Source organism: Terribacillus sp. FSL K6-0262, assembly GCF_037977385.1.
GTDB lineage: Bacteria > Bacillota > Bacilli > Bacillales > Amphibacillaceae > Terribacillus.
Genome location: NZ_CP150277.1, coordinates 737,097 through 751,780 on the forward strand (window position 1 = coordinate 737,097; position 14,684 = coordinate 751,780).

The following is a 14,684-nucleotide window of genomic DNA, read 5'->3' on the forward strand; positions in this document are numbered from 1 at the left end:
GTCACCTAAAAAAGAGTTAGGCATCACTTAGATGATGCCTAACTCTTTTCCCAATATGTGCGGCTTATCCCTATTCCCATTAAAGAGCTTGCCTTACCCGAAGCCCAAATGCTGACGCTTCATTCGGCCTCCGTCAATTCCTTCGCTGCCTCATAAAATATCTCCGTCGCCTTAGCTATATCCCTTGAGTCCGACCATTCTTCCGGACAGTGACTCAGCCCGGCTTTGCTAGGAATGAATAACATGCCGACATCCGTAAAATCGGAAAAGACCATTGCATCATGTCCAGCTCCGCTATTGATGGAACAATAGGAAGCATTGCATGCACTGCTCCTATCTTTTAATAGCGTACGGATTTTTTCATTCAGCAGCTTAGGCTGCATATATAGCTGCTCCTCGGACTGCACTTCTATTCCATTCCCTTGATGGAGATCCAAGCATTCCTTCATTTTTGCAATCACATTTTGAACACTTTCTTCTTTCCCTGCTCGGATATCGACCGTAAATACAACTTTATCGGGAATGACGTTCGCTCCATTCGGAAATACATGCAGACGCCCTGTCGTAAGTACGGTGCCATTCCCCTCTTCAACAGCCAGTCCAGACAGCTGACTGATGATTTTCGCTGCAGTCACCAAGGCATCTGCGCGACGGTCCATGGGAGTTGTTCCTGCATGTCCAGCCTGTCCTTTCACTGTCACTTCATATTGAGTCAAACCGACGATCGTCTCTACTACGCCGATCTGCATGTTCTTTTCTTCCAAAATCGGCCCTTGCTCGATATGTAACTCCAGAAAGGCCTTCATTGTTTTTGGATCTCTTCCTTTTGGCAGCGATGGATTTAAGCCTATCCGCTGCATTGCTTCTGCTGCGGAAATGCCATCCCTATCCCTTAAGCTGTTAAAATCAGCTTCACTCAGCAAACCAGTGATGCCTCGGGAACCCATCAATCCGCCGCCAAAACGGGAGCCTTCTTCCTCCACCAGAGCTACGATTTCAAGCGGATATTTCGGCTTCAATCCGTTCTTTCTGAAAAGCTCCGCCACCTCAAGGGCTGCAACTACTCCCGCCGGGCCATCATAGGCCCCTCCATTCGGCACTGAGTCAAAATGAGAACCTATCATCACGCTTGGGGCATCGGGGGCAGTACCCTCCAGCTTCCCGAATATATTGCCAAAGCCATCTTCGGCTACGGTCAATCCTGATGCTTCCATTTGTTCTTTTATATAAGTGCGGGCTTGCAGATCCTCCTTACTGTATGTGAGCCTTGTGGTGCCATTGCCAGGTGTTGCCGTAAACTGTTCCAATGCTTCGATATGTTTTTCGATCCGTTCCTTCATTTCACTCATTCTTCCATTCCTCCATTACAAGAAGCTAACGAATATTCCCGCCAATACGACTGATACGATGGTCACCGTGATGAACCCTCCGACTAGCATCGGCGGCAGCATACGGCTTGTCAATACTTCTCTTTCCTTCTCATCTTCGGTCAAGGACTTGATTACTTCATTAGTAATAATATAATCTGCCGGGAACCCGTAAAGTGCCGTCAGAGAAACAGCAAATGCCATATCCTTGCTAACTCCTAACATCTTGCCGGCAATGAAGGAGAAGATATACATACCGATAACTCCGATCACAATGGTCCCGATTAATGGATACAGGATTTCAAGCATCATACTTGGAGTAGCTTGATTCAACCCGTCGAAGATGAACAGCATCAGTACCAGGATAGCAATCCCAAAACCATTCGCTTTTTGCAATGCCTGCTTTTCAAGGAAACCGGCACTGGTGGCAATCACTCCAAACAGCAGACAAAGCACGAATGGACTGATTTCCACGACAGGTGCCAAGGCAGTGGATACAAGGTACGCTGCATAAGAAACAAGTGCCAGCTTGAAAAACTTGAAGAAATCAGTGTTATACTTTTCGGGCACTTTCCATCTTGATGGTCCAGCTTCCGCAGTGACAGCTATTTCTTCTTTCGCCTTATCAGGCACATCTGTTTTCAGGTCGCCATTTCGATAAAGCTGCAGCAGACGCTTCCCTTCCTTTTTGAGCACTACCGATGTGATCGGATAGCCAGCAAATCCTTGAATGACATAAATGACGATGGCAAATACGGCCAATGATGAAAGTCCTGCCGCACTGGCTGCATCAGACATGATCAAGGACGACACCACCCCGCCGACCAAAGGCGGAATTGCCACGACCATCGTCTCAAAGCCAAATATCAGCGTTCCGACAGTCATCAATAAAGCCACGATACCTAAAATACCTGATAAAGCAATCACGATTGTTTTCCACTGTGCTTTCAATTCTTTAAGAGACAGCAAGGTTCCCATATTGGTGATCAATAAGTACATCATCATCGTTGCGACAACTGGCGGAACACCAGCCACTGACACGATATCCTTTGGGAAGAACGTCCAATATCCCAAGAGAAATAGAATCGCACAAACGAAGACTGACGGTACCCAAGCCTTCGTACGGACTGCGACCAGATCCCCGATGAATAAAATAAGGGTAAGTATTACCAAAGCTAATAATTGCGACATAAGGATCTCCTAACTTCTATTATAAAGTTGTCGTAAATATAAAAAATAATAAATATTCAAATATGTCCGACATATAAAAATAATAATATATTTGTAGTTTTCAGTCAATTTTATATGAAAAATGACCAATGAAAAACACTAAGCCTGAAAGTTTACTACTTTTCTAGCTGGGAAAACTATCTAAAATGGATTATCAGAAGGAGGATATCATGGAATATATCAATTTAGGAAATTCCGGTCTGCGTGTTCCGAAATATATATTAGGGACCATTCCCTTCAGCGGTACGAATGGTTTTGAAGCAACCGGAAAGGTCAAAGAAGATGAGGCACGCAGAATGGTGGATATGTCATTGGAAGCTGGAATCAACATGTTCGATACGGCGAATCTCTATTCCAAAGGTGATGCTGAACGTGTACTCGGCGCTGCCATCAAGGGCCGGAGAGACGAAGTATTGATCACTTCCAAAACAGGCTTCAAGCTAGGCGATGGACCAAATACCGGAGGAGCTTCCCGCAGCAATATCGAAGCCTCCATCGATCAATCACTGCAACGCCTTGGGACGGATTATCTGGATTTGTTTTTCGTTCATTTATGGGATGGGCGCACCCCGGTTGAAGAAACGATCGATACGATGACCAATCTCGTCAGAAAAGGAAAAATCCGTTATTGGGGAGTCTCCAACTACAGCGGATGGGCACTTGCGAGAACCTTCACCGTGGCACAGCAGCCTGGATACATCCCCCCGATCACACAGCAAATCTACTACACACCTGAAGCTCGTGAAGCCGAATATGAGCTGCTGCCGGCGGGTAAGGAACTCGGCATCGGCAACATGATCTGGAGCCCTCTTGGGGAAGGCCTTCTAAACGGGAAAATCGGACGGAATAAAACAGCACCTGAAAACACCCGTCAAGGCGGCGGATGGCCAGAGCCTTGGGTGCAAGACCAAGAACGGCTCTACCGAGTGATCGATGCGCTGGAGGAAGTAGCAGCCAGCCATGATGCATCTGTGCCGCAAATCGCCTACACCTGGGTCAAGGACCGTCCGAACGTAGGCCCGATCGTCATTGCAGCCCGCAACGAGCAGCAATTGAAAGAGGACATAGCTTCCTTTGATATCAAGCTGACACAGGAAGAACATGACCTAATCGAATCAGCCGCTCGTCCAGCACCAATCTATCCACTCTGGCACCGGACCATGAGCAGCTTTGAAATGGGAAGTCCAGCAGAGATGGCGTATTTGCAGGGGTATAAACAGTCGATGGGCTTGGATGATTAAATGATGGCATTTAAAATACCGAAAACAGATCTTTAGTTCTGTTTTCGGTATTTTTATTTATGTCATAGGATGTGAATCATAGTCATAGCTTGCTTTAAAACCTCTGGCCGCCTTCGATCCTTCTTTACCACAATTCATCTTTAACTGGTCATGCTTTAGGTAACATTAAATCAAAGAGTATCACACTTATGGCATTTAGCTTATCCTATTTGATATATGTTTCGATTTCTCGCCCCTGGGAATTCCCTGCAGCGTGACATGTTATTTTTCCTTCCTTCATAAAGATTTTTATAATACAATTATGATAACGCTTACATACACTAACATGGAGGGGATCTAAGATGATTACTTTTTTTGTTGCAATATTAACATTGGTTGCAGCGTATTTTACGTATGGAAAATACGTCGAAAAAGTATTTGGACCGAATGAAGAACGGCAGACACCTGCATATGCTAATCAAGACGGTGTAGATTATGTCCCGATGAACAAACAGAAAAACGCATTGATTCAATTACTGAACATTGCCGGTACCGGTCCCATATTTGGTCCGATCATGGGCGCCTTGTATGGTCCCGCAGCATTCTTATGGATCGTTCTGGGTTCTATATTCGCTGGAGCGGTACATGATTACTTGACTGGTATGATCTCGATTCGTAATCGAGGTGCTCATATCCCGGAACTTGCCGGAAGATTTTTAGGTCGCGTTTCCCGTCATTTAGTGAACGTTTTTGCTTTACTGTTATTATTGCTGGTTGGTACAGTATTTGTTACGACACCTGCGTCATTATTGCATAATTTAATAGATGGCCGGGTTGCTTTGATAGCCATTGTCATCATTATCTTTGCTTATTATTTTTTGTCTACCATTCTCCCAATCGATAAGATTATCGGCCGCATCTACCCGTACTTTGGAGCACTATTGATCATTGGAACAATTGCAGTAGGTGCCGCATTATTATTAAGCAGCTATAAAATTCCTGAATTATCATTAACGAACATGCATCCGGCCGACTCACCTATTTTCCCAATATTATTCTTAACGATTACTTGTGGTGCCTTATCAGGGTTTCATGCAACACAATCACCGCTTATATCAAGAACAACTCAAAACGAAAAACAAGGCCGTTACATTTTTTATGGCATGATGATTGCCGAAGGTGTTATTGCCATGATATGGGCAGCAGCCGCAATGGCTATATTCGACGGACAAAGTCTTCAAGGATTAATAAATGAGGGGACAGCTTCCCTGGTAGTCAGTGAAGTCAGCATGACCTTACTTGGAGCTGTCGGCGGTACCATAGCCGTCCTTGGTGCAGTGGTGTTACCGATTACCTCAGGTGATACAGCGTTCCGGGCCGCACGTAATATAATTGCAGATTATATTAGTTTGAGCCAGACCAAAACAGCCAAACGGTTAGCAATCGCGATACCGATGTTTGCAGTTTCCTACTGGTTAACGACCATTGATTTTAATCTTTTATGGCGCTACTTCTCGTTTGCCAATCAAGGAACTGCGGCACTTGCGCTTTGGATAGGCACTATGTATCTTTTTGTTAAAAAGAAAAATTATATCATTGCACTAGTTCCAGCGGTATTCATTACCGATATGGTCTTAACTTATATATTATATGATGGAAACCTTGGGTTTGGCTTATCCTATCAGGCAGCGCATACAGGTGGAATAATCCTGACATTGGTCATCACTGCTCTGTTCTTCTGGAAAGCAAGAATGAATTCCAGAGGGAATTTGGCTGTCGATATGGAAGTACCTGCTCTTCATAAAAGTGAACAAATAAACTAATTCAGTGGAGTTAGGTAAGCGTAACTGCCTTAGCCTAACTCCTAGTAAAGATACATTGGAACATGTATATGCGAACTTTTTTTCCCTCAAAAATATAATAAAGAAAGACCCTGACTTTACGTCAGGGTCTTTCTGTTTACCGTTTGGCAATACGGTAAGTTTGTGATACCGGTGGTCGGGGTCGAACCGACACTCCCGAAGGAACACGATTTTGAGTCGTGCGCGTCTGCCAATTCCGCCACACCGGCACGTTCATGATTTTCTTATGGAGGCGGCAACCGGATTTGAACCGGTGATCAAGGTGTTGCAGACCTTTGCCTTACCACTTGGCTATGCCGCCAATTTGGAGCGGAAGACGGGATTCGAACCCGCGACCCCCACCTTGGCAAGGTGGTGTTCTACCACTGAACTACTTCCGCATGCAAGTCAGGCTGGAAGGATTCCGATGGAATCCTTGCCTGTTTACTTGGCTATAGCCTAAAGCTATATGGAGGGCGATCGATGGGAATCGAACCCACGAATGCCGGAGCCACAATCCGGTGCGTTAACCCCTTCGCCACGACCGCCATGATCAATATGTTATGGCAGGGGTAGTAGGAGTTGAACCCACACCGACGGTTTTGGAGACCGCTGTTCTACCATTAAACTATACCCCTATGGTGGAGGGAGTAGGACTCGAACCTACGAACCCGATGGGAGCGGATTTACAGTCCGCCGCGTTTGGCCAACTTCGCTATCCCTCCGATGAGAGTGGCTCGGGACGGAATCGAACCGCCGACACACGGATTTTCAGTCCGTTGCTCTACCGACTGAGCTACCGAGCCATTATGTATTCATTTTATAAGTGGCGGTCCGGACGGGACTCGAACCCGCGACCTCCTGCGTGACAGGCAGGCATTCTAACCAGCTGAACTACCGGACCACTTTATCATGTCTTTGGTTGCACACTTCGTGTACCACGATTAAAACATTATCGTCGCACCCTTCAGGTACTCCCATTTTTCACTAGCCAAGAAGAAATATCGACGTAGTAAGTGAATTATTATGGTTGCGGGGGCAGGATTTGAACCTGCGACCTTCGGGTTATGAGCCCGACGAGCTACCCCTGCTCCACCCCGCGATGATGATAGGTATTCTCTATGAAACTGATAAAGATGGTGGAGGATGACGGGCTCGAACCGCCGACCCTCTGCTTGTAAGGCAGATGCTCTCCCAGCTGAGCTAATCCTCCGGATTGGTCTTGAAAATATATGGTGACCCGTACGGGATTCGAACCCGTGTTACCGCCGTGAAAGGGCGGTGTCTTAACCGCTTGACCAACGGGCCATCTATGTATGTTGTGATGGCGGAGAGCGAGGGATTCGAACCCTCGAGACCGCTGTAGCAGCCTACACGATTTCCAATCGTGCTCCTTCGACCTCTCGGACAGCTCTCCGTGGCTCCACAGGCAGGATTCGAACCTGCGACCGATCGGTTAACAGCCGATAGCTCTACCACTGAGCTACTGTGGAATGATCATCTTGCCTGGCAGCGTCCTACTCTCGCAGGGCGAACCCAACTACCATCGGCGCTGAAGAGCTTAACTGCTGTGTTCGGCATGGGAACAGGTGTGACCTCTTCGCTATTACCACCAGACCTCTTATGTATCGTCCTTTTCTTAAGGACAAGTTAGATTATATATGCTACAGAGATAAAAAGCAATACATTATTTAAAATTAACTAGGTTTTTTTCCGTATTACATTCTTTTTATTACATGTAATGGCTTACTTGCTGCAAACTTAAGGTTCTAATAAAACGCAACCCTTGTTATTCTACACGAATGGGACACGGTTTGGCAACCAGCGGCAGAAGTCCTGTCCCGAACCAACGTAGTTTATCGTCATGATTCCGCATCCCAGTATGGATACAGCAGTGCTTTCCTTCCCCTGACTTAAAAAGCTGCCGGATCCCCTGATCCAGCAGCCGATTCCCAATGCCGTCCCACTCTTATGCAGTTTATTAAAAGACCATCCGTATCACTTGTTTCACATAGAAAAATCGTACAGTCAGGAAATAAAGTAATTGGATTACCGCAAAGCTTCCAAGGACAAAGGCTGATTCCACTGTTAAATTGTAGTCAAATAAATGCGACAAAGCTGTTAGGGCCACCGCCCCGTGAAAGAGCGCCACTACAATCGGCGAGAAAAATAAAATAGCAATTTGCCGATTCACTACTTTTTTCAACTCTGATTGTGTCAAACCAATTTTGGCAATCGATCGGAACTTGCGCTTTTCCTCATCAATATCCGTGAATAATCGGAAGTAAAGAAAGCTGCCAGCCGAAACAAAGAACACAATACCAATAAACAGGCCAATAAAAAGAATCAGTCCATAGGCTTTATTGGTTTCATAAAGTGAATAATCAATAGAAAACACCTTATGCTTTATCTGTTCCTCTAACCTTTTTCCCGTTTCAATTACTTGTTCCTCGCTCCCATCATGTACATTCCACGCGGCAGTCATATCTGTCCTCACCGGTGTTCCAAGCTGCTTATATGTGCCGTCATTCACCACATAATACCCCATTAATCCTAAACCTACAGCTGATTCCACTACATGACTTGGTTGAATTTCTTTTCCGTTGTCCAGCTTTATGTTCGATTGCTTCAAGGCTTCACTTGCTTTCTGTCCTTCAGTGATTACGGCATCGCTTTGTTCCATAACAATTGCCTCATTTTCCTCTGGATGCAGTTCTTTCTCATCGATTAATGCAGCAAATCGATTGTAATCAGAAGCTTTCACTATCAATACAGGAGACTCCTCCACAGATGTATCATAAAAAGCCAAGTCCGCAGCTTCCATTTCTGCGTCGATTTTCTCTTCATCCAATATAGCATTGATCTGCTGAAGGTCTTGTTCGATAATTTCTTCACTATCGTCCAAAAAAGGAGCATATCTATAAGTATATGGATTGATTTCCTTCATCCCTTTCGTAAGGTAAGATTGGAATCCATATAATGTCCCAATGGCACTAAATGCAACAGTTGATATTATCGCTACCAAGAAAAAGGTTCTAGCGTTATCTTTCATCCGAAACGATAAATCACCGAAAAGCAGCATGTTGGTCTTCCGCCAGAAGATCGATTTATTTCCTCTCAGCAGACGGATGCAATACACACTTAACTGCGTAAACAAGATGTATGTTCCCAGTGTCACCACAATGATGACCGGGATCATCATATAGACTACGCCGACACCTTTGACAAGTAGGGCAGTGCCATATCCCGCAAGCAATAAGAGTATCGCAAGGATGGATAGTGTAATGGACGCTTTCGGTTCCCCTTTGGACTGCTTATCTCCTTTAATGAGATCGACGAGCTTATTCGTGCGTAAAATGAACGCAACAAAAATCGATATACAGAAGAAGAGAAAGAGAAAACTGAAAAACGTCACGACAATTGCCCATACAGGGAAATAAAAATCCAATGAAGCATCGATAATTAAAATATTCTCGGCAATCAATAGTATTGTTTTTGCAAACACCAGACCCATCAGGATCCCGCCAGCTGTTGCAATAAATCCTATTAAGATATTCTCTAAAAATACCATAAGCCGTATCTGCTTATCAGAAGCTCCTAAGATAATCAATAAACCAAATTCCTTCTTCCTTGATTGCAAGAAAGAGCTCATCGAATATAAAATAAAGAAGAACGAAAATATATAAATGATTCCACCAGCCACAGCCATCCCAAAAAGCGCATACTCATTGATCGAGCTATCCAAAAGAGCTGGATGGAAAGCAAAGATTGCAAATGTGAAGAATACCATCACCGTAAACATACTGCTGAGGAAGTACGCAATATACAGCCGTTTATTGCGTAGGACATTTCTAAACGCGAACTGACGAAAAGTCATTTCCCTCTCCCCCCATCAGCGATAGCATATCGATTATCTTCTGGAAGAATGCTTGTCTGCTCTCCCCTCTATGAATCTCGGAATACAGCTTCCCATCCCGGATAAAAACAACCCGATCAGCATAACTTGCTGCCTGAGGATCATGTGTTACCATCAATAAGCTTGTTCTATTCCTTTCATTTATGGATACCAGCATCTTCATGACATCCTTGGCTGCTTTAGAATCAAGGTTCCCTGTTGGCTCATCCGCCAACAGTAATTTGGGCTCATGGATCATCGCCCTGGCAATCGCTGCCCGCTGCGCCTGCCCTCCGGAAATCTCATACGTACGCTTATTCATGATGCCTTCGATACCAAGATGCTTCGCTATCTGTTGTGCCTTCTTCTGCATCTCCCCTGCTGGGACACCATCCAATGTGAGCGGAAGGATGATATTTTCCTGAACAGTAAGTGTATGCAATAGGTTGAAATCCTGAAAGATGAATCCCAATTCATTACGACGGAATGCGGCCAAAGCATTCTTTTTCAGCTGATGCGGATACCTCCCATCGATTTCCACCTGCCCAGTGGTCGGCGCATCGTTTGTGGAAACGATATTCAAAAGGGTTGTTTTACCGCTTCCCGATGGACCCATGATCGCTACAAATTCACCATCCTCTACGTCCAGATCGATATCGGCCAGGGCTCGATAAGCAACCTTCCCCTCATATATTTTACTGACTTTTGTAAGCTTGAGCATAATCCATTCTCCTTCCTGATGCTTAATCCAAGCATAGCCTGAGCAGTACATGTCCTACCATCGATTATGCTTTCACGAATCTTACATTGATGTAAGGTTTTGTGTTTTGGAAAAAATGATCCGAAAAATCGTCCCTTCTCCAACGGTCGATTCCATTTCCAGACGGTGATCCAATTTTTCAGCGACTTCTTTTACCAAATACAGTCCCATACCCGTAGACTCCCGATATTTCCTGCCATTTTCGCCTGTATAAAACTTATTGAAGATACGTTTCCGATCGACAGCAGGAATACCGATTCCAAAGTCCTTCACTTCCAATACCATTTCTCCAGCTCTGTCATAGACAGAAAGAATAAGTTGATTCGATTTTCCAGCAGAGTATTTGACAGCATTATGCAGCAGCTGCGACAGCAGGAAGAAAAGCCACTTTTCATCCGTCTCCACTATTGCCCCAGTTGTCTCTTCCTTCAATACTGGATATACTTCATTGCGGATGTAGAATCGCTTATTTTCCTGGTGGACTTCGCTGATCAGCTTGGTAAGGACCACAGGCTTAATATGAAAATCCTCGGTGATGGTGCGAAGCCTTGCTAAATAGAGGACTGTATTCAGACCTTCCCGCATCCGATCCGTTTCTTCCCGGATACTTGATGAATCTGGTTCGTCCAATGTTTGGGCCATCAATTCAATGACTGAGAGCGGTGTTTTCATTTGATGGACCCAACGATCCATGAACAACAAATGCTCATCCTGTCTGTCTTCCCCTTTTAATAGTTCTTCCCGATATAAGCGATACTGGGCAGCCAGCAATTGATCGAGCGCTTCAGAAATAGGTGCCCGTTCGGTAGTCTCCAAGGATTCATCCAGTGCTGTCAGCGAATGCTGCAATCTTTGATAAAAATTCCTTCGACTAAAGTACCGATAACAGAGGAATGCGGCTATGAAAAGCATGGATAGGAAAAAGGCGTATAGACTAATGCCAAGATCACGATAGCCGTCCAGCCAAAATAGCACCGGAACCAGCAAAGCTTGAAAGAGCTGGACCAAAATGAGCAGCACATGCTCACGAAGGAATAATTTCATGCTTTCTCCTCATTCCAGCTGATACGCAAACGATATCCTGCTCCCCTGACCGTTTCCACAGCATCCTCGATGCCTATATCTTGCAACTTATGACGAACACGGGCTATATTCACATTCAAGGTATTCTCATCCACATAGGCTTGATCATCCCATAATTTCTCCAGCAAATCCTGCCTGCCAGCAACGCGGGGATAACGCTCAAGCAGGCTTTCCATAATATCCGATTCTTTTTTAGTTAATTGCGTTGATTGATTCCCGAACTGCAGTTCCAATCGTTCGGGATAAAAGTACAATCCATCCTGGATAAGCACTCGCTCCTCGTACTTTGCAGCATACTCTCCATACGCACGCCGCATTTGACTTCTGATTTTTGCCATCACTATATCCGGATGAAATGGCTTGGTAATAAAATCATCCCCGCCGTTTTCTATTGCCATGACTTGATCCATTTCTCCCGTTCGTGCCGAAATGAAAATCACTGGGCAAATCGACGTTTTTCTGATTTGCCTGCACCAATAAAACCCATCATAGCTAGGAAGATTAATATCAAGCAAAACAAGATCAGGCTGCACCGCAAGAAACGCAGCTAATATATTTCCAAAGTCATCCGCAATGGTGACATCATATCCGTATTTTTCAATGTGGGAACTTAAGTAGTCCGCAATTTTTATGTCATCCTCAATGATCATGATTTTTTCCATGTTTCATGTCTCCTAGCCATATAATCACTTCCATTATAATTTTACCATTGAATCCCATCGCATGTTATTATCCGTAAAATCATCCAGGAATCCTTAAAGGAATACGACATAAAATCAGCAGACATAAAAAAAGACCCCAACTTTGCGTTAGAGTCTGGATATGACAATATTAGCATGTATAAAAGTATCCGATAAAGATACTCAATCTAACATGTGCTGCCATATAAGTTGCGGCGTTCAGCGTTTATTTGACTTTGATTACAATTTTCCCTTTGGCATGATGTGTTTCACTTAATTCATGAGCTTCTTGTAAATCTTCAGCTGAAAAATCAAATACACTGCCCACTTGAGGCTTAACTATCCCTTTTTCAAGCAATTCCCCTATTTCATCTAACTGTTTACCATTTGGCGTCAGCCAATAGGAGCTTGCCGTTACGTGATGCTTATCTGCTAACGCTGAATCGGGTTGTCCGGCAATCGTTACCAGCCTGCCGCCGGGCTTTAATACTTGGAAGCTCTTATTTAGGATGTCACCGCCCATTGTATCAATGACAGCATCATAATCACTTAATTCATCTTCAAATTGTTGTGTGCGGTAATTAATGAATTCATCTGCACCCAGCTCTTTTACATATGCTTCATTTTTTTCACTCGCAGTTGTAGCCACGTAAGCACCCAAATGTTTTGCCATTTGAATGGCCAAACTTCCTACACCGCCAGCTCCAGCATGGATAAGTACTTTATCCCCTTCTTTGACTTTTGTATTATCCACTAAACACTGCCAAGCGGTTAATCCTGCTAATGGAATGGAGGCAGCTTCTTCAAATGTCAGGTTGCTAGGCTTTTTCGCAAGCAATTCCTCATCGACAGTCGTAAACTCCGCATAAGTACCTTCAGCTGTCGTATCCGGGCGCGCAAAAATCTCATCCCCGACCTGAAAATCCTTCACATCACTTCCAACTTCAACTATCTTACCGGCAACATCCCAGCCGAGGATAATCGGGAATGACCAATCCAGCATCTGCTTCAAGTAACCTGCCCGAAGCTTCCAGTCAATCGGATTAATGGAAGTAGCATAAACCTCCACAAGTACTTGATTTGCCTTTATTTCCGGCTTCGGCAGCTCTTGCTCTCTCAATACCTCTTTACTGCCATATTCATTGATCACAACTGCACGCATGAATAGCACTCCCTTTTCATGAAATGTATTACCAAGTTCTATATTAGTTGCTTCTTCAGAAGTCATTCTTTCTTGTCAGATATAAATCAAATATAGAATCTTCTATGATATGATATATTCCATACAAATATATTGTAGCTTTATATAACTTGAAATTAAACTAAACCGCTTGGAAAGTGGATATTTTCCCCTCCTCCCCCAAACACTTCAATTCCTATATTTCCATATGCAGCTATATTTTATCCGTTAGATACTCGGGACAAATCAAAAAAGAACCACTCATCGGCTGCCATTGCACCTGATGAGTGATCCTATTAATGAACGCTTCCGCTCGCTTATTTTGTTCCGTTTAATTGGCATGAACTGGTCTGCTGCCCTTCTATAATACCCGATAAGCCTTTTCTTTGTTTTAAGAAATCCTCTAAATATGCCACACTGCCTACAAAACTAAAAAATCCAGTTCCCCGTTCAAGTCAAATCAAGGACACTCCGATTGGATCTGCAGGGATGAATATCAGTCATCTAAGGGGTAAGCAACGCATCTTCTTTTAAAAAAATCCTACTCAAAAATGGATGCATCTCTACCTACATTTATTACTGCTTTGCCCATCCATGTCTTCTATTCCGAAACGATGAAATATGGGAGAACCTATTACCGTTCCTCTACTCATCAGCTAGCCCCTCCGACCAAATCATCGTAAATATGAATAAATGAAAGAAAGACCCTAACTTTACGTCAGGGTCTTTCTGTTTACCGTTTGGCAATACGGCATGTTTGTGATACCGGTGGTCGGGGTCGAACCGACACTCCCGAAGGAACACGATTTTGAGTCGTGCGCGTCTGCCAATTCCGCCACACCGGCGCGTTCATGATTTTCTTATGGAGGCGGCAACCGGATTTGAACCGGTGATCAAGGTGTTGCAGACCTTTGCCTTACCACTTGGCTATGCCGCCAATTTGGAGCGGAAGACGGGATTCGAACCCGCGACCCCCACCTTGGCAAGGTGGTGTTCTACCACTGAACTACTTCCGCATGCAAGTCAGGCTGGAAGGATTCCGATGGAATCCTTGCCTGTTTACTTGGCTATAGCCTAAAGCTATATGGAGGGCGATCGATGGGAATCGAACCCACGAATGCCGGAGCCACAATCCGGTGCGTTAACCCCTTCGCCACGACCGCCATGATCAATATGTTATGGCAGGGGTAGTAGGAGTTGAACCCACACCGACGGTTTTGGAGACCGCTGTTCTACCATTAAACTATACCCCTATGGTGGAGGGAGTAGGACTCGAACCTACGAACCCGATGGGAGCGGATTTACAGTCCGCCGCGTTTGGCCAACTTCGCTATCCCTCCGATGAGAGTGGCTCGGGACGGAATCGAACCGCCGACACACGGATTTTCAGTCCGTTGCTCTACCGACTGAGCTACCGAGCCATTATGT

9 protein-coding genes, 20 tRNA genes and 1 rRNA gene are annotated in these 14,684 nt (G+C 44.7%); 2 read left to right on the forward strand and 28 right to left on the reverse strand.

The genetic code is table 11. From position 1 onward, the window contains the following. Nucleotides 1-119: 119 nt before the first annotated feature. Together MHI54_RS03715 and MHI54_RS03720 are read right to left on the reverse strand one after the other, a co-directional pair. Nucleotides 120-1,349: a Zn-dependent hydrolase gene (locus tag MHI54_RS03715; protein WP_095216842.1), complete on the reverse strand. Its 1,230-nt coding sequence runs from the start codon at nucleotides 1,347-1,349 to the stop codon at nucleotides 120-122. A 15-nt stretch (nucleotides 1,350-1,364) separates the two neighbouring features. Further along, the gene (locus MHI54_RS03720) at nucleotides 1,365-2,558 is read right to left on the reverse strand and encodes a hypothetical protein (protein WP_095216843.1); all 1,194 of its coding nucleotides are present in this window, start codon (nucleotides 2,556-2,558) and stop codon (nucleotides 1,365-1,367) included. Nucleotides 2,559-2,767: 209 nt separating this feature from the next. On the opposite strand from MHI54_RS03720, the gene MHI54_RS03725 reads away from it, so the two are divergent. Both MHI54_RS03725 and MHI54_RS03730 read left to right on the forward strand, forming a co-directional pair. Then, complete coding sequence (locus MHI54_RS03725; protein ID WP_095216850.1) at nucleotides 2,768-3,838, forward strand: aldo/keto reductase; 1,071 nt, start codon at nucleotides 2,768-2,770, stop codon at nucleotides 3,836-3,838. A gap of 341 nt (nucleotides 3,839-4,179) precedes the next feature. Continuing rightward, nucleotides 4,180-5,640: a carbon starvation CstA family protein gene (locus MHI54_RS03730; protein ID WP_095216844.1), complete on the forward strand. Its 1,461-nt coding sequence runs from the start codon at nucleotides 4,180-4,182 to the stop codon at nucleotides 5,638-5,640. A gap of 166 nt (nucleotides 5,641-5,806) precedes the next feature. Here MHI54_RS03730 and MHI54_RS03735 read toward each other — a convergent pair. The 26 genes from MHI54_RS03735 to MHI54_RS03860 form a co-directional block, all read right to left on the reverse strand. Continuing rightward, nucleotides 5,807-5,888: transfer RNA gene (locus MHI54_RS03735), tRNA-Leu, on the reverse strand. A gap of 18 nt (nucleotides 5,889-5,906) precedes the next feature. Further along, nucleotides 5,907-5,980 (reverse strand) — tRNA-Cys (locus MHI54_RS03740). A gap of 4 nt (nucleotides 5,981-5,984) precedes the next feature. Beyond that, nucleotides 5,985-6,059: transfer RNA gene (locus MHI54_RS03745), tRNA-Gly, on the reverse strand. Nucleotides 6,060-6,132: 73 nt separating this feature from the next. Continuing rightward, a tRNA-His gene (locus MHI54_RS03750) sits at nucleotides 6,133-6,207 on the reverse strand. Between the two features lie 15 nt (nucleotides 6,208-6,222). After that, nucleotides 6,223-6,296, reverse strand: a tRNA-Trp gene (locus MHI54_RS03755). Between the two features lies 1 nt (nucleotide 6,297). Then, nucleotides 6,298-6,383 (reverse strand) — tRNA-Tyr (locus MHI54_RS03760). Between the two features lie 8 nt (nucleotides 6,384-6,391). Then, nucleotides 6,392-6,464, reverse strand: a tRNA-Phe gene (locus MHI54_RS03765). A 21-nt stretch (nucleotides 6,465-6,485) separates the two neighbouring features. After that, nucleotides 6,486-6,562: transfer RNA gene (locus MHI54_RS03770), tRNA-Asp, on the reverse strand. A 123-nt stretch (nucleotides 6,563-6,685) separates the two neighbouring features. Continuing rightward, nucleotides 6,686-6,760, reverse strand: a tRNA-Met gene (locus MHI54_RS03775). A 35-nt stretch (nucleotides 6,761-6,795) separates the two neighbouring features. After that, nucleotides 6,796-6,871 (reverse strand) — tRNA-Val (locus tag MHI54_RS03780). Between the two features lie 20 nt (nucleotides 6,872-6,891). Next, nucleotides 6,892-6,966 (reverse strand) — tRNA-Glu (locus tag MHI54_RS03785). A 17-nt stretch (nucleotides 6,967-6,983) separates the two neighbouring features. Next, nucleotides 6,984-7,075: transfer RNA gene (locus tag MHI54_RS03790), tRNA-Ser, on the reverse strand. Between the two features lies 1 nt (nucleotide 7,076). Further along, nucleotides 7,077-7,151: transfer RNA gene (locus MHI54_RS03795), tRNA-Asn, on the reverse strand. Nucleotides 7,152-7,162: 11 nt separating this feature from the next. Next, nucleotides 7,163-7,275: ribosomal RNA gene (rrf, locus tag MHI54_RS03800) — 5S ribosomal RNA — on the reverse strand. A gap of 364 nt (nucleotides 7,276-7,639) precedes the next feature. After that, entirely contained in the window at nucleotides 7,640-9,535 is a 1,896-nt protein-coding gene (locus tag MHI54_RS03805) for an ABC transporter permease (RefSeq protein ID WP_095217316.1), read from the reverse strand. Further along, nucleotides 9,510-10,274 (reverse strand): ABC transporter ATP-binding protein, encoded by a 765-nt coding sequence (locus tag MHI54_RS03810; RefSeq protein WP_340082331.1) that lies wholly within the window; start codon nucleotides 10,272-10,274, stop codon nucleotides 9,510-9,512. The genes MHI54_RS03805 and MHI54_RS03810 overlap by 26 nt, the downstream gene beginning before the upstream one ends. 81 nt (nucleotides 10,275-10,355) lie before the next feature. Continuing rightward, on the reverse strand, nucleotides 10,356-11,357 hold the full coding sequence (locus tag MHI54_RS03815; protein ID WP_340082332.1) for a sensor histidine kinase: 1,002 nt from the start codon (nucleotides 11,355-11,357) through the stop codon (nucleotides 10,356-10,358). Next, nucleotides 11,354-12,058, reverse strand: a complete 705-nt coding sequence (locus MHI54_RS03820; RefSeq protein WP_095217313.1) for a response regulator transcription factor — start codon at nucleotides 12,056-12,058, stop codon at nucleotides 11,354-11,356. The genes MHI54_RS03815 and MHI54_RS03820 overlap by 4 nt, the downstream gene beginning before the upstream one ends. A 244-nt stretch (nucleotides 12,059-12,302) precedes the next feature. Continuing rightward, a complete protein-coding gene (locus MHI54_RS03825) occupies nucleotides 12,303-13,238 on the reverse strand; it encodes an NADP-dependent oxidoreductase (protein WP_095217312.1) in 936 nt (311 codons plus the stop codon). A gap of 781 nt (nucleotides 13,239-14,019) precedes the next feature. Continuing rightward, nucleotides 14,020-14,101 (reverse strand) — tRNA-Leu (locus MHI54_RS03830). 18 nt (nucleotides 14,102-14,119) lie between these two features. After that, a tRNA-Cys gene (locus MHI54_RS03835) sits at nucleotides 14,120-14,193 on the reverse strand. 4 nt (nucleotides 14,194-14,197) lie between these two features. Next, nucleotides 14,198-14,272: transfer RNA gene (locus MHI54_RS03840), tRNA-Gly, on the reverse strand. A gap of 73 nt (nucleotides 14,273-14,345) precedes the next feature. Further along, nucleotides 14,346-14,420 (reverse strand) — tRNA-His (locus MHI54_RS03845). 15 nt (nucleotides 14,421-14,435) lie between these two features. Next, a tRNA-Trp gene (locus tag MHI54_RS03850) sits at nucleotides 14,436-14,509 on the reverse strand. Between the two features lies 1 nt (nucleotide 14,510). Beyond that, a tRNA-Tyr gene (locus MHI54_RS03855) sits at nucleotides 14,511-14,596 on the reverse strand. A gap of 8 nt (nucleotides 14,597-14,604) precedes the next feature. Then, nucleotides 14,605-14,677: transfer RNA gene (locus MHI54_RS03860), tRNA-Phe, on the reverse strand. Nucleotides 14,678-14,684: the final 7 nt, after the last annotated feature.

Excerpts from the sequence above, each read along its gene's own strand:
- MHI54_RS03715 (WP_095216842.1), bottom strand. The coding sequence starts at position 1,349 with ATGAGTGAAATGAAGGAACGGATCGAAAAACATATCGAAGCATTGGAA.
- MHI54_RS03720 (WP_095216843.1), bottom strand. The coding sequence starts at position 2,558 with ATGTCGCAATTATTAGCTTTGGTAATACTTACCCTTATTTTATTCATC.
- MHI54_RS03725 (WP_095216850.1), top strand. The coding sequence starts at position 2,768 with ATGGAATATATCAATTTAGGAAATTCCGGTCTGCGTGTTCCGAAATAT.
- MHI54_RS03730 (WP_095216844.1), top strand. The coding sequence starts at position 4,180 with ATGATTACTTTTTTTGTTGCAATATTAACATTGGTTGCAGCGTATTTT.
- MHI54_RS03805 (WP_095217316.1), bottom strand. The coding sequence starts at position 9,535 with ATGACTTTTCGTCAGTTCGCGTTTAGAAATGTCCTACGCAATAAACGG.
- MHI54_RS03810 (WP_340082331.1), bottom strand. The coding sequence starts at position 10,274 with ATGCTCAAGCTTACAAAAGTCAGTAAAATATATGAGGGGAAGGTTGCT.
- MHI54_RS03815 (WP_340082332.1), bottom strand. The coding sequence starts at position 11,357 with ATGAAATTATTCCTTCGTGAGCATGTGCTGCTCATTTTGGTCCAGCTC.
- MHI54_RS03820 (WP_095217313.1), bottom strand. The coding sequence starts at position 12,058 with ATGGAAAAAATCATGATCATTGAGGATGACATAAAAATTGCGGACTAC.
- MHI54_RS03825 (WP_095217312.1), bottom strand. The coding sequence starts at position 13,238 with ATGCGTGCAGTTGTGATCAATGAATATGGCAGTAAAGAGGTATTGAGA.